General features: G+C 70.9%; 12 protein-coding genes. 4 read left to right on the plus strand and 8 right to left on the minus strand.

The window, feature by feature from the left end; translation table 11 throughout:
* Positions 1 to 53: 53 nt before the first annotated feature.
* Positions 54 to 3,587: a protein kinase domain-containing protein gene (locus tag ACWPQI_RS18005; RefSeq protein ID WP_459178870.1), complete on the minus strand. Its 3,534-nt coding sequence runs from the start codon at positions 3,585 to 3,587 to the stop codon at positions 54 to 56.
* Between the two features lie 436 nt (positions 3,588 to 4,023).
* On the opposite strand from ACWPQI_RS18005, the gene ACWPQI_RS18010 reads away from it, so the two are divergent.
* Positions 4,024 to 4,884 carry a class I SAM-dependent methyltransferase gene (locus ACWPQI_RS18010; RefSeq protein WP_017681767.1) on the plus strand — a complete coding sequence of 287 codons (861 nt, stop codon included), beginning with the start codon at positions 4,024 to 4,026 and terminating at the stop codon, positions 4,882 to 4,884.
* Between the two features lie 43 nt (positions 4,885 to 4,927).
* The gene (gene purU, locus ACWPQI_RS18015; RefSeq protein ID WP_010592127.1) at positions 4,928 to 5,815 is read left to right on the plus strand and encodes a formyltetrahydrofolate deformylase; all 888 of its coding nucleotides are present in this window, start codon (positions 4,928 to 4,930) and stop codon (positions 5,813 to 5,815) included.
* An 18-nt stretch (positions 5,816 to 5,833) separates the two neighbouring features.
* On the opposite strand, the gene ACWPQI_RS18020 is transcribed toward purU, so the two are convergent.
* The 7 genes from ACWPQI_RS18020 to ACWPQI_RS18050 all read right to left on the minus strand — a co-directional run bounded on the left by ACWPQI_RS18020 (position 5,834) and on the right by ACWPQI_RS18050 (position 12,589).
* Positions 5,834 to 7,375, minus strand: a complete 1,542-nt coding sequence (locus ACWPQI_RS18020; RefSeq protein WP_082061230.1) for a molybdopterin-dependent oxidoreductase — start codon at positions 7,373 to 7,375, stop codon at positions 5,834 to 5,836.
* A 63-nt stretch (positions 7,376 to 7,438) separates the two neighbouring features.
* The gene (locus tag ACWPQI_RS18025; protein ID WP_017681229.1) at positions 7,439 to 8,476 is read right to left on the minus strand and encodes an alpha/beta fold hydrolase; all 1,038 of its coding nucleotides are present in this window, start codon (positions 8,474 to 8,476) and stop codon (positions 7,439 to 7,441) included.
* A gap of 70 nt (positions 8,477 to 8,546) precedes the next feature.
* Complete coding sequence (locus tag ACWPQI_RS18030) at positions 8,547 to 9,449, minus strand: AurF N-oxygenase family protein (protein ID WP_010592131.1); 903 nt, start codon at positions 9,447 to 9,449, stop codon at positions 8,547 to 8,549.
* An 82-nt stretch (positions 9,450 to 9,531) separates the two neighbouring features.
* A complete protein-coding gene (locus ACWPQI_RS18035) occupies positions 9,532 to 9,825 on the minus strand; it encodes a DUF2516 family protein (RefSeq protein WP_003937507.1) in 294 nt (97 codons plus the stop codon).
* A 75-nt stretch (positions 9,826 to 9,900) separates the two neighbouring features.
* Complete coding sequence (locus ACWPQI_RS18040) at positions 9,901 to 10,740, minus strand: hypothetical protein (protein ID WP_010592132.1); 840 nt, start codon at positions 10,738 to 10,740, stop codon at positions 9,901 to 9,903.
* Position 10,741: 1 nt separating this feature from the next.
* Positions 10,742 to 11,275, minus strand: coding sequence for a helix-turn-helix domain-containing protein (locus ACWPQI_RS18045; protein ID WP_010592133.1), 534 nt, complete (start codon positions 11,273 to 11,275; stop codon positions 10,742 to 10,744).
* Positions 11,276 to 11,335: 60 nt separating this feature from the next.
* Positions 11,336 to 12,589 carry a DUF445 domain-containing protein gene (locus ACWPQI_RS18050; RefSeq protein ID WP_225222515.1) on the minus strand — a complete coding sequence of 418 codons (1,254 nt, stop codon included), beginning with the start codon at positions 12,587 to 12,589 and terminating at the stop codon, positions 11,336 to 11,338.
* Positions 12,590 to 12,741: 152 nt separating this feature from the next.
* Between ACWPQI_RS18050 and ACWPQI_RS18055 the strand changes: the two genes are divergently transcribed.
* Positions 12,742 to 13,482, plus strand: a complete 741-nt coding sequence (locus ACWPQI_RS18055) for a TetR/AcrR family transcriptional regulator (protein WP_040270853.1) — start codon at positions 12,742 to 12,744, stop codon at positions 13,480 to 13,482.
* A gap of 41 nt (positions 13,483 to 13,523) precedes the next feature.
* A complete protein-coding gene (locus tag ACWPQI_RS18060; RefSeq protein WP_010592136.1) occupies positions 13,524 to 13,868 on the plus strand; it encodes a DUF4873 domain-containing protein in 345 nt (114 codons plus the stop codon).
* Positions 13,869 to 13,893 lie beyond the last annotated feature (25 nt).

Raw genomic sequence — 13,893 nt, forward strand, 5'->3', positions numbered from 1 at the left:
GCAATCGCGGTGTCGCGATGCGCTCGATCCGGTGTTCCCCGGGGTGGGAGGACTCACGTGTCCTCCGGTGTTGCGGACGGCCGTGGTGCTGTGTGCAGCCGATCGAGGAAGTGGCCGAGGGCGGGGCTGATGCTGCGGCCGTGCCGGTCCGCACCGACCCGCCGAACGAGTTCTCGCACAGCGGGTCCGGTATCGAGGACCGGCTGGACCAACCCCGACCGTGCACACTGCTCGAGGACGGGCAGCAACACTCGTTCCGCTTCCGCGAGTGAGCCGACCGTGACAAGGCACTCGGTCAGCAGCAAGCGGGCATAGAGGGACGCTCGGGGCCGGTCGGTGGCGCTGATCGACTCGGTGAGGATTCGGGCGCGCCGGCACGCGTGTGTCCGGTCACTGTCGGAGCCGGCGGCGAGCAGCAGCCGGATTGCCGCCTCTTCCGTGGTCTCGGCCGTGACCTGGGCGATCCCGTCAGGAACGTCGCTCGGAAGCCCGGCAGGGAAGGCGTCCGGGGAGACCTGCGGTATCCCGATGCCGGTCCGGATGCGCTCGTTGGTGATATGCACCGCCAGACGGGGCAGTTGCAGTGACAGTGCCAGCCGCTCCCCTTCGGCCAGTCGCTCGGCGGCCTGTTCGTGCTGCCCCAGGCGATGCTTCAGGCGAGCGCCGATGACGTACGTGGCGAGCATGAACTCGACGGTTCCGCCTTCGGCGCCGAGGCTGTAGCTCTCGTCGAGCAGGCCTTCGGCCTCGGCGAGGTTTCCCTGTTCGTACAGCATTTCCCCGAGGAGGGCACCGGTGAGGCGGGAGCTGTAGGAATTGTCTTCGTCGGAAGCGGTGGCCAGGTGCATGGCGTGGCGCAGGCTCGTCTCGGCGCCGTCGAGATCGAGTTGTTCCCGTGCGGCCACCGCATCGAGGCAATAGCCGTAGATGACACTGAACGGCCCGGAGGCGCGGCGGTGATACGGGCGTGCCCATTGCTGCCAGCGCCGGGCCTCGTCGAAGTCGAACCGCTGGATCTCGCGGAACGAGGCCACATCGGCAACACCGCACAGAATCCACGGACGGAGTCTGTCGGCGCGGGCGATGCATGCCTCGAGTGCCTCGCCGAGGTGGTCGAGACGGTCGTCGAAGACGGTGATGGTGGCCCGGATGAGAGAGGCCTCGGCCCGGGCGTCAGCCTCTTCGTCGCCGGGCACGGTCGGCAGCACTGTCTCGAGGCGGCTGAGGGCGTCGTTGGCCGCAGTGCGGTGGTGTAGCAGTGCGTGCGCCCAGGCCACCGCCAGCTGCAGGCGTGGCCGCATCGCGCCGGCGGTCGTCGGTAGCTTGGTCTCCAACCCGAGCAGAGTGTTCATCCGGGATTGTTCGAGCAGTGGGATCGCTTCCCGCTCGACCACGTCGATCGCCGCGTCGTCGTCGCCGGCAGCGCGGAAATGATCGACCGCCGCACTCGACAGGCGTTGATCGGCGAACCACCGGGCCGCGGTCCGGTGCAGCTCGTGCAGCCGTTCCGGGTCGCCTCGTTCGAGCCGGCGGCGTAGATAGTCGGTGAACAGGTGGTGGTAACGGAACCACTGTCCTTCCTCGTCGAGCCGGGTGAGGAACAGGTCCCGGTCTTCGACGTCCTCGAGCACGGCCTGGGCGTCCCGGCGGCCGGTCAGGGCGGTGGCCAGGGCTGCGCACGTGCGTTCGCTGACCGCGGTGGCCAACAGGAAGTCGAGCAGGTCCGGTTCGAGGCTGTCGAGGACGTTTTCGGCGAGGTACTCGCCGAGGGCGCGATGCCGGCCCGACAGCTGGCGGATGACCGTCCGGGGGTCATGGTGTTCGCGTAGTGCCAGCGAGGCCAGCTGCAGGGCCGCCGCCCACCCATCGGTTGTTTCCTCGAGCTCGGCAATGTCTTTGTCCTCCATGGTCAATCCGGTAGTACCGGTGAGCAGCTCGCGGGACTCGTCGACATCGAAGCGCAATGCGGCGGCGTCGATCTCGATCAACTCGTTGTGCACGCGCAGGCCGCTCAGCGGCAGACCCTGCCGGGCCCGGCTGGTGACGACCAGCTGCAAGTGGTGGCACCCTTGCTCGAGCAGGAACCGGGCGATGGCCCGGCTGGCGGGGTTGGTCACCCGGTGCCAGTCGTCGAGTACCACCGCGATGTGCTGCCCGCCCGTGTGTGTCCGGTTGATGAGGGTGGTCAGCACGAACCGCTCGGCACCCTCCCCGTGTCCCTCCAGGACACGGGTCAGCTCTCTGCCCAGCCGGGGCAGGGTCACCGTGACCGCATCGACGAGATGCGCGAGAAACCAGGCGGGGGTGTTGTCGTCCTCGTCGATCGACAACCACGCGGTCTTGCCACCGTCGTGCTCGAGCATCCGCACGTACTGGGCGGCCACGGTGGTCTTGCCGTATCCGGCCGGGCCGTGGATCAAGATCAGTCGCGCCCGGGTCGCGGTACCGAGCCGGTCGAGCAACCGGGTGCGCTGCACCATCGCATGAGCCGCGACCGGTGGACGGTACTTGGTCGCCGCGGCGGGCGGACGAGCGGGCACGGATCCACCAGCCGACGGGTCGAGGCGCAGATACGCCGCGGTCGCGGGGGATTCGCGACCTTCCTGCTGCGGTGGGCTCTCCTCGTCCCAGGCCAACGGCAGCGGCAGGTCGGCAACGAGGTAACCGAGATCGGTCCCGGCGCTGCGCAGCGCCTCCCCCAACGCCGCCGCCGTACCGAAACGGTGGGCGGGCTCCCGGGCCATCGCCTGCTCGATCACCGCACACACCCCCTCCGGAACATCCCGCTCGCGCAGATCCGGAATCGGTTCGGTGCTGATCCGCAGCAGCTGCGCCACCAGTTCCTCCCCACGGCGGCGCGCGTAGGCAGGCCGGCCGGCCAGAGCGGTGAACAAGGTGGCGCCGAGTCCGTAGACGTCCGAGACGACCGACGGAGACTGCCCGTGCAGCAGCTCCGGCGCGGTGTAGGCGGGCGAGCCCACCACCAAGCCCCGCGTGGTGTCCTGCCGATCCGACAGCCGGGCGATCCCGAAATCGGTCAGTTGCGGTTCGCCGTACTCGGAGATCAGGATGTTCGCCGGTTTGACGTCGCGGTGCAGGACACCCGCCCGATGCGCCGTCTCGAGCGCCCCGGCCACCTTGATGCCGATGTCGAGAACCTCGGCGACCGTGCGGGCCCCGCGCCGGTCGATCCACGCTTCGAGGGAGTCCCGGCGGTGGAACGGCATCACGATGAAGGGACGCCCGGTACGGGTGACGCCGGCCTCGAGCACGTGCACGATGTTCGGATGCCCCGACAGCCGGCCCATCGCCTGCTGCTCGCGCAGAAACCGCACGCGGTCGGTCTCGTCCGGACTGGGGCTCATCACCTTGACCGCTACCACTCGGTCGAGGGCGGGCTGACGACAGCGGTAGACGATGCCGAACCCTCCCCGCCCTGCCACCCGCGGCTCGACGAAACCGGCCGCGCCCAATTCGTCCGCGAGCTCCCTCGGGGGCGGATCAGCGGAACGTGCAGCGGCGTCACCGGACACTGTGCACCCGGTCTTCGGACTGCGCCCGGCACTCCGGGAGGTGTACCGCGGCACTGCCGGTGGCCGGTTCTGCCGGCCGGTGATCTGCGGACCTGATCATGACGCCACCTCGGATTGCTTCCGATTCTAGGCGCCGCCCGCGCGAAGTCCGTCGTGCCGACGGGCCGGTTCTCTCCACGGCTGGGGCCGGATTCCCGGGTGATTCCCTGCCGGCGAGGAGCGCGAGGTCCTGCGCGGGTGAACGGCACCGCGCCGGCGGTGACCATGCGCACCCCGGCTCCGACGTCGAACTCGCCCAACGCTTCCTGTCGCCCGGAAGACGGTCACGACCGGCATCCCCGTCCTCGCCGCCGCACCGCACTCGTCTCACCGGACGCGAAGGGGCCATCCAGCCTACGGAACTGAAACGTTCGGTATTGCCATAAGGTATCGGCTGCACCGCTGGGCGTCCGGGGCTCCGGCCCCGGCTTCGAGAACCCGAGGACCAGGCATGGCCGACGCAGTGGACGAGACGGCACGGCTCGCGAGCACCTTCGACGACGCGAGCGGCGACTTCGACCGGCTCACCCCGACGGTGTGGGGTCCGGCCGGGCAGGCGCTGATCTTCCAGCTCGGGCCCGGTCCCGGCGCGACGGTGCTGGACGTGTGCTGCGGCGCCGGCGCCTCGGCGCTGCCCGCTGCGGCGGCGGTGGGACCGACCGGCCGGGTCCACGCGATCGACGTCGCCGACGACCTGCTCGAGATCGGCCGGCTCGTCGCCGCCGAGCGGGCGCTGCAGAACATCGACTTCGTGTGCGCGGACGCCACCACGTGGGAACCGCCGTCCGCGGTCCCGGAGGACGGGTACGACGCGCTCGCCGTCTCCTACGGGGTGTTCCTGCTGCCCCGCATGGACGCGACGTTCGATCGTCTGGTGGGCCTGGTGCGGCACGGCGGCCGGGTCGGTGTGACCGTATGGCGGGCCGGGGCGATGGAGGAGATCAGCGCGACGCTGTTCGACGTCGTCGGCCTGCGCAACCCGGCGGTGGCCGGCCGGCCGTCGCTGCGGGACCGGACGCCGCTGCACACGATCGATCTGCCGCGCACCCTCGAGGCGTGGCTCGCGGCCGCCGGCACCCACTCGGTGGAGGTACGCACCCTGTCGAACCTGCTCCCCGCCACCGACGAGCTGTGCTGGGCACTGGTGACCGGATCGGGCTTGCGGGCGGTCCTGGCCGGGCTCGACGCCGACGCGGTCGCCGCGGTGCGCGCCGAATTCCTCGCGGCCGTCACCGAGCGCGGCATCCACACGATCGACGCGACGACCCTCGTCGGGACCGCCACGGTCCGGCGGCCCCCCGCGACGGTGTGACCGGTCGGGTGGGGCCGGGATCCCACCTGAGAGACTGGACGGCATGACCTCCGCTGCCTCGTCCGACGACCGTCGGTATGTACTGTCACTGGGCTGCCCCGACGCCACCGGCATCGTCGCCCGCATCTCGACCTTCCTCGCGGACGTGGGCGGCTCGATCGTCGAAGCCGGCTACCACGCGGACCCCGACAGCGGCTGGTTCTTCACTCGTCAGGCGGTGCGCGCCTCCTCCATTCCGCTCGGCCTCGACGAACTGCGCCAGCGATTCGCGACCGTCGCGGCGGAACTGGGCCCGGAAACCGAGTGGACGCTGCAGGACACCGGCGAGACCAAGCGGGTGGTGCTCCTCGTCAGCAAGGAAGGCCACTGCCTGCACGACATCCTGGGCCGGGTGGCCGCCGGCGAGCTGAACGCGGAGATCTGTGCGGTCGTGGGGAACCATCCCGACCTCGAGCGGGTGACCCGCCGGCACGGCATCGACTTCCACTACGTGTCCTTCCCCAAGGATCCGCAGCAGCGCGGGCCCGCGTTCGAGCAGGTGCGCAAACTCGTCGACGTGCACGACCCGCACGCGGTCGTGCTCGCGCGGTTCATGCAGATCCTGCCGCCCGAGCTGTGCGAGCACTGGGCGGGCCGGGCGATCAACATCCACCACAGCTTCCTGCCGTCGTTCATCGGCGCACGCCCCTACCATCAGGCCTTCGCCCGCGGCGTGAAACTGATCGGCGCGACGTGCCACTACGTGACCCCCGAGCTGGACGCCGGCCCGATCATCGAGCAGGACGTGGTGCGCGTCGGTCATGCCGACACCGTCGGCGACATGGTGCGCCTCGGTCGTGACGTCGAGAAGCTGGTGCTGGCCCGCGGGCTGCGCTGGCACCTCGAGGACCGGGTGCTGGTGCACGGCAGCAAGACCGTCGTCTTCAGCTGACGGCGCGGCATCGGCCGGTCAGCCCACGGTGACGGTGCGGCTGTGCCAGCCGGTGGCGCCGTCGGGGATCGGCGGGCGGCGCTGCTCGTCCTGCACCCGGCCCTCCCCGTCGGTGGCACGCACCTCGAGGGTGTGCGTGCCGGGCGTCGCGTCCCATCGCCACGTCCACTGCCGCCACGTGTCGAGCGAGTACTCCTCGGCGAGTTCGGCGTCGTTCCAGGGGCCGCCGTCGACGCGGACCTCGACGCGGTCGATGCCGCGTTGCTGCGCCCACGCGGTACCGGCGACGACCACGGCCCCCGGCTCGAGCCGGCCGAAGGCGGCGGGGACGTCGATGCGTGAGGCGGTCCGGACGGGGGCCTGTTCCGCCCAGCCGCGCTGCGTCCAGTAGGCCTCGGCCCGGCCGAATCGGGTCAGTTCCCAGTCGACGACCCACTTGGTGGCGGAGACGTACCCGTACAGCCCGGGCACCACCTGCCGGGCGGGGTACCCGTGTTCGAACGGCAGCGGTTCGCCGTTCATCGCGACGGCGAGCAGGGCGTCGCGGCCGTCGAGGACGGCGTCGACGGGGGTGCCGCAGGTGAAGCCGTCGGCGCTGGTGGACAGGAGCATATCGGCGTCGGCCCGGACTCCGGCGCGGGCGAGCAGGTCGCTCATCCGGTATCCGATCCAGCGGGCGTTGCCGGCCAGGTTGCCGCCGACCTCGTTGGACACGCAGGTGAGGGTGAGGATCCGTTCGACGGGTTCGAACGCGGCCAGATCGTCCCAGGTGAGTGTCACTTCCCGCTCGACCATGCCGTGAATACGCAGCTGCCAGTCCGCGGTGCGCAACCGCGGCACCCGCAGCGCGGTGTCGATGCGGTAGAACTCCGCCGGCGAGGTGAGGAAGGGGGTCGCCCCGGGGGCCGTCACCTCGGTGCCCGCCGGCACGGGTGCGGCGGCCCGGGCCGGTCGCGGGACCAGGAACCGGGCACGATCCTCGACGGCCCGCGCCAGCCGGTCGGTGAGGTGCCGGCCGGCGGCGCCGGCGGCCACGGCCACCGCGGCGGCGGTGCCGAGCACCGTGAGGAACCGGCGGCGCGGCCACGCCGCCGGGGTTGCCGTCCCGTCGTCGCGGACGCCGGATGCGGCGAGCAGCCGGACGGCGTACTGCAGCAGCACCGCGCCCGCGACGGTGCCGACGACGGTGGGCAGCGCAGCGACGGCGGTGGCACCCGGCCGGCTCAGTGCCGCGTATCCGCCGACGGCGGCCAGGACCGCGAGGACGACGCCGCCGCGCGGTCGGCGGGGCTGTTCGAGCAGCCCCGCCGCCACGGCAAGCACCGCGAGGATCACCGACATGCCGATGAACAACGCCGGTTTGTCCGACGTTCCGAACGTGTCGATCGCGAACTCGCGGGCCCACGCGGGCGCCCGGTCCACAGTCGTGGCGCCGACGGCGTAGAACGGCGACGATGCCGGCCCGACCAGCGCCGCGAGCAGTTCGCCGACGCCGAGGACGACACCGAACGACACCAGTCCGGCGAGGGCACGCGCGGCGCGGTGGCCCGACACGGTCACGGGTCCTTCTCCAGTGGATGGCACACGGGGGGTTCGGTGCCGCGGCCGCCGCGGATGGGAGCGTCAGGCGGTTGCCTGCACGGGCTCCCGTTCGGCGAGGTACAGCAGTTCGTCGTCGAACGCGTCGATCGCCTCGACCGAGCTCATGTGCCCGATCCCGTCGAGGACGACGAAATGCTCGAGGTGCCCGGCGGCCTCGAGGGCCTCGGCGAGCCGGTGCGCGTGCACCGGCGGCGTGAGGCGGTCCGCCGTGCCGACCAGCACGGTGGTCGGGACGGTGAGGTGCTCGAGGCCCGTTCGGATGTCGATTGCGCTGAGCGCCGTCCCCCAGTTGCCCCGGGCCCGGGGGGTGCAGCCGAGCACGATCTTCTCGCAGAACTCCACCTCGGCGGTGCTCGAGCCGGGCGCGAGGGCGACGTACTTCAGCGCGCGGGTGGTCAGGGGGGAGGCGACGAGCGGCACGGCGGCGCCGAGAACACGCCGCGCGACGGGCTCCGGTACCCGGCCCAGGCGGGGCGGCAGCAGCGCGGCCTCGGCGAGCAGGCTGTCGGTGCCGGTGCTCGCGAGCAGCACTCCGGACGCCTTCTCCCGCACCTGCTCGGGGTGGCGGCCGGCCCACGCGATGATGCTCATGCCGCCCATGCTGTGCCCGGCGAGCACTGCCCTGCGGCCGGCCGGCACCGTCGCCGCGAGGACCGCTGCGAGATCGTCGGCGAGAACGTCGGGGCCGAAGGTCCGGGTACCGAGGTCACTGCGGCCGTGACCGCGCTGGTCGTAGGTGATCACCCGGTAGCGCCCGGCGAGTGCGTTGATCTGCGGGATCCAGTAGTCGGCGTTGCACGTCCACCCGTGGCTGAGCACGATCGGGTCGGCGTCCGGATCGCCGTAGGCGCGGATGTGGAGGTGAGCGCCGTCGTCGGTGGTGAGGTCGACGATGTCGGGGTCCAGCGTGGGCGGCGCGAGCAGCGCATGCGGTGGCCGGTCGGCGGCGCGCACCACGGTGCGGCGACGGCGGGCGCGGTAGGCCACGAGTCCGGCGACGGCGGCAGCGCCGGCCACCCCGGCGAGCGCCAGGGTGGTCCTGCGGGACGGCTTCTTCACCTGTGTTGTTCTCCTGGTTCCTGGAACGACGGCCGTCGCGGGACGCGACGGCCGAGGGACGGGTCCGCGATCACAGGACGTGGGCGCGGCGGAGCAGCAGGGTCGACGGCCCCCCGATCAGGCCCACGCCGTCGAGGAACTCGATCGTCCGTCGGGCGCCCTCACGGAGCCGGTCGTGGTAGTGCGTGTTGGCCCGTACCGCAGCCGTGGCCTCGGCCACGTCGAGCCCCGCGGCGGCGTAGACGTCGTCGTGCACGAGGCTCGTGACGACGAAGTACGCGGAGATGCCCAGCTGCAGCCGGACGCGGACGCGCTCGGTGCGGGACAGGTGGCGGGTGCGGCGGACGATCTCCTCGCGCGCGTAGCGGATGTGCCGGGACTCCTCGACGACGTGGATGCGGCTGACGGTGCGGGTGACGGGCTGGACCCGCTCGTCGCGCATGAAGTCGCGCTGCATCGCGTCGAGGATCTCCTCGGCGAACAGGGTTCCACCGAACGCGAGGGCCCCGCCTGCCGTGGCCTTGAACAGCCGGCCGCTCTCCCGGATCCAGCGTTTCGGCCGGTAGGACGGGATCCCGAAGTGCTGTGCCGCGCGCGCGAACATCGTCGAGTGCCGGCATTCGTCGGCGATCTCGGTGAGCCCGAACTGGACGTAGGCGGTGGCGGGGTCACGGCGGTAGAGGTCGCGCACGAGCATCTGCATCAGGATCATCTCGAACCAGATGCCGGTGCCGGCGATACTGGCGGCCTCGTGCTGGGTCAGGACGATCCGCTGCCGCTCGCTCATCGACTCCCACAGGGCGGTGCCGTAGAGGCTGCTCCACTCGGGGGTCATCCCGTACTTGTCGGCGGGGACAGGGGCGTCCCAGTCGATCTCGAGGGCCGGGTCGTAGGAGGAACGGGCCGCGGAGGCCAGCAGCCTCTCGGCGGTGTCCTCACGGTCGTCCGTGCGGACGGTCCGGGTGAGCGCCATCGTCGATCACCTCGTCTCGGTAATTACCCGTTACCCGAAGTGTCATCAACCGCTCGGCGCTTGTCAAGGCCTCCGAGCGGAACTACCAGCGCGGCCGCTGTACCTCGTCCACCCGCGGTCGCACGTCGACGAGGTACACGCTCACGGCGATCACCGCGATGATTCCGAGCATCATGAAGGTGCCCCAGAAGACGACGATCACCAGCAGCGAGGCGGCGAGGATGCCGAGCCACACCGGCTTGGTGAGCTTGTCGACCGCGGGGAACGCCTCGGCGGGCTGCCGCACGGCATGCAGGAGGGCGAAACCCGCCCCGGCGAGCGCGACGATCTGCAGAGCGAAAATGATCAGGGCGGCGAGAGAATCGACGTTGGGCACGTTCCCATGGTACGAGCAACGGCCCCCACGCGGAGGTCGCGTGGGGGCCGTCGGCGGTTCTACCGACCGGTGTGATCAGGCGCCGGTGGTCTTGCGCGGCGCCGCCTTCTTGGCGGGCGCCTTGGCCGGCGTCTTGGCCGCAGCCTTGGCGGGGGCCTTGGCCGGCGTCTTGGGCGCCGGAGCCTCGGTCTTCGGCGCGGCTGCCTTCTCCGCGGCCTCCTCGACCTTGGTGGCGGCCTCGTCGAGCTCGAGCGCGGCGGTTTCGACCCGGTCCGCGGCCTCCGAAGCCGCCTCCTGGGCCTGGCCACCGAGGTCGAGCACCCGCAGGCCGGCCTCCTCGCCGGCCCCGGAGATGGCCTCGCCGACGTCGCCGGCGGTCTCCTCGATCCGGCCGGCGGCGCGGCCCGCGAGCCGGGCGGCCTGTTCGCCCACGGCGCGGGTCTGTCGGGCCACGGTGCCCAGCGCCTCCTCGGTGAGCTCGACGGCGTCACCGAACGCGGCCTCGGCGCGACCGATGCCCTCCTCCACGACCGGCTGCTTGCGCAGCCGCTCGATGGTCTCCTCACCGCGCTCGGCGAGTGCGGTGTAGATGTCGGAGGCCACCTTCAGGTAGGCCTCGGCGACCTTGCGCAGCTCCTCTGCGGTGAACTTCTCGCGCAGCTCGGCGAGATCCTCGGGCAGTTCGGCCGGCAGGCCGGCGAGCCGCTCGCGCAGGGACTCGACGTTCTCGGTCAGGTCCTCCTGGAAGTCGGCGAGACGGCCCCGGGCACTGTCGACCCGGTCGCCGACGTCGGTCTGGGTGGTCTCGGCGCGACGGCGGGTGCGAGCCACGATGTCGGCCACCGCCTGGACCACGGTGTCGCCGGCGCCGACAGCGGCGTACAGCGGGGTGGCGAGGTTCTTCGGATCGGTCATGTCAGTTCTCCTGTCGATCGGGGTCGGTCGCGCCGTTCGGGGCAGCGGCCGCGGGTGCGGATACCTCGGGTGCAGACACCTCGGGTGAGAGGTCCGCCCCGGAAGGGTGGGAACCGTTCTCTCGGCAGAACGATTCGTAGATGTCGAGCAGGACCTGCTTCTGCCGTTCGTTGAGCACGGCGTCGGCCAGCAGCGCGTCGCGCACCGCGCTCGTCGGGCGCTGCTCCAGGATCCCGGCCCGGACGTAGAGGACCTCCGCGGACATCCGGAGCCCCTTGGCAATCTGCCCGAGCACCTCGGCCGAGGGCTTGCGCAGCCCTCGCTCGATCTGGCTCAGATAGGGATTGCTGACGCCGGCGAGCTGGGAAAGCTGACGCAGGGACACCTGCGCCGCCTCGCGCTGCGAGCGGATGAAACTGCCGATGTCCTGCGCGGCAGTGCTGACCACCCGCGTGGCGATCTCGGTGGCGCCGGACGCATCGTCCTTGTCATCGTCCCCTCCGTCGGCGGGTTCACCCCGTTCCTTCGTGGACACGGTTCCACTGTACCGACAAGTGCTAGCTGTAGCAAGCACTCTGCTAGCAGGTGTGGAACGTCACGCGAACAGCAGATTCGAGAACGTGTAGATGGCCAGACCGGCGAGCGACCCGACCACCGTGCCGTTGATCCGGATGAACTGCAGATCGCGCCCCACCTGGAGCTCGATCTTGCGGCTGGCCTCCTCCGCGTCCCAGCGCTCCACCGTCTCCCGGATGACCGCGGTGATCTCGTCGGCGTAGTTGGCCGCGATGTACCGGGCCCCGTCGAGCAGCCAGCGGTCGAACTTGCCGCGCAGCTCGTGGTCCTCCATCAGCCGCACCCCGAAGTGGATGACGTTCTCGGTGACCTTCGTGCGCAGCGTGCTGTGCGGGTCGTCGACCGACTCGAGGATCATCCGCTTGGCCGCCCGCCACGTCGCGGAGGCCAGCTGGGTGACCTCCTCCCGACCCATGATCTCCGCCTTGACCTTCTCCGCCTTGGCGATGGTGACCGGATCGTGCTGCAGGTCCCGCGCGTAGTCGGCGAGGAACCGGTTCGCGGCCACACGCACCTCGTGGTCGGGGTCGGACCGCACCTTCCAGGTGAACTCGACCAGCTCGCGGTGGATCCGCTCGCCGAGCAGCAGGTCCACGAACTTCGGCGACCACGACGGCGAGTCGCGGCTGATGATGCGATCGATCGTCTCCTGGCTGCCGAGGGCCCACTGGTGAGCCCGTTCGGCCAGCATGTCGATCAGCGGCAGCTGCCGGTTCTCGGCGAGCAGCTCGGACAGCACCCGGCCGATGGGCGGCCCCCACTCCGGCTCGGCGATGCGCTTGACGATGGTGTTGTCGATGATCTGCTGGATGTCCTCCTCGCGCAGGACCGTCACGAGTCCCCGCAGCACCGTCGACGTCTCCTGCGCGATCCGCTCGGCGTGTTCGGGCTCCGCCATCCAGGTTCCCAGGCGCAGCGGGATCCGGGCGTTCTCGACCTTCGCCGACACCACCTCGGGGGCGAGGAAGTTGGAGCCGACGAACGAACTCAGGCTCGCCCCGAGCTGATCCTTCTTCCGTTTGATGATGGCCGTGTGCGGAACGGGGATGCCCAGCGGATGCCGGAACAGCGCCGTGACCGCGAACCAGTCCGCGAGCGCGCCGACCATCCCGGCCTCGGAGGCGGCCCGCACGTACCCCACCCATTCGCCGGCGCCGCGCGTCTCCTGCCAGCGGCAGAACAGGTAGATTGCGGTCGCCACGAGCAGGAAGCCGGTGGCGACCGCCTTCATCCGGCGCAGGTCCCTGCGCTTGGCGTCATCGTCGATGCTCATCAGCTGCACCTCCGCTATTGTGCCGAAGCTGCGCCCGGCGAGGGCGGACGCGGCGGAAACGGACGTCGTGCCCCGAACGGGACGTCCGCACGGCCGGCCGCGTGGCCCCCTCTAAACTGGACGGACGATCGAGCGAACGGATGTGCCACCCAGTGCCGAACCACCGAGTTCCCCAGCCCCCGTCCCCGACCGACACGCCGGTCCCGACGGCCGCCGCGCCGACCAAACAGGACGGCCGCAAGCGTCGCTGGCACGAACACAAGATCGCCCGGCGCGAGGAACTCGTCGACGGCACGATCAAGGCGATCCGGTCCCGCGGACGCGACGTCGGGATGGACGAGATCGCCGCCGAGATCGGTGTCTCCAAGACCGTTCTCTACCGGTACTTCACCGACAAGAACGACCTGACCACGGCGACGATGCTGCGGTACGTGGAGACGATCCTGGCGCCGCGCATCTACGCGGCGGTGGCCGAGGACCTCGACGAGTACGACCTGACCCGGGTCGCGATCGCCACCTACGTCGAGACCGTCGCCTCCGATCCCGAGGTGTATCTGTACGTGATGACCAACAGCGCCGCGGCCGGGCGCGACGTCGTGGCCGACTCGGAGCGGATGATCGCCGAGCTCGTCGCGACGGTGATCGGTGAGCGGCTGCGGCACCTGGAGATGGACTCGGGCGGGTCCGTCCCGTGGGCGTACGCGATCGTGGGCGCGATCCAGCTCGCCACCCACTGGTGGATTTCCAACAAGTCGATGTCGGCGGAGGACCTGACCGACTACCTCACGATGATGACCTGGGGCGGCATATCCGGGATCGCAGCCGTCGGCGGCTCGCCGGCCCGCTTCAAGAGCCGGCCGCACCCGCTGCTTCCGGACGCCGGCACCCCGTGACCCTGTTTGTGTAACTGACGTTTACATGTAAGGTCGCGGGCATGTCCGACCCACACGACGACGAACCCGACGGCTACCGCGGCCCCGCCGAGGTCACCGTCGGCGAGCAGCACGCCACGACGGAGGTCCAGCTCTCGGGGGCATTCGACCCGATCAGCGGCCGCTACCGCTGGCGGGGGCGTCTCCGCGGACTCGCGGCAGCCCTGCCGGGCACCGACCTCTCCCCCGGCACCGACGTCCACCTCACGGTGCCCGGACCCGACGGCCCCGTTCCGGCGATCGCCCGGATCACCGAGACGGACCTGTGGGGCAGCCACATGGTCGACGGGATGTCGGCTCCGCCCTACCCCACCCGCCCGGACGACACCGAGCTCGAACTCGGCTGATCCGGCCACGGGATGTGGCACGCTC

The organism is Rhodococcus sp. LMD, assembly GCF_056108245.1.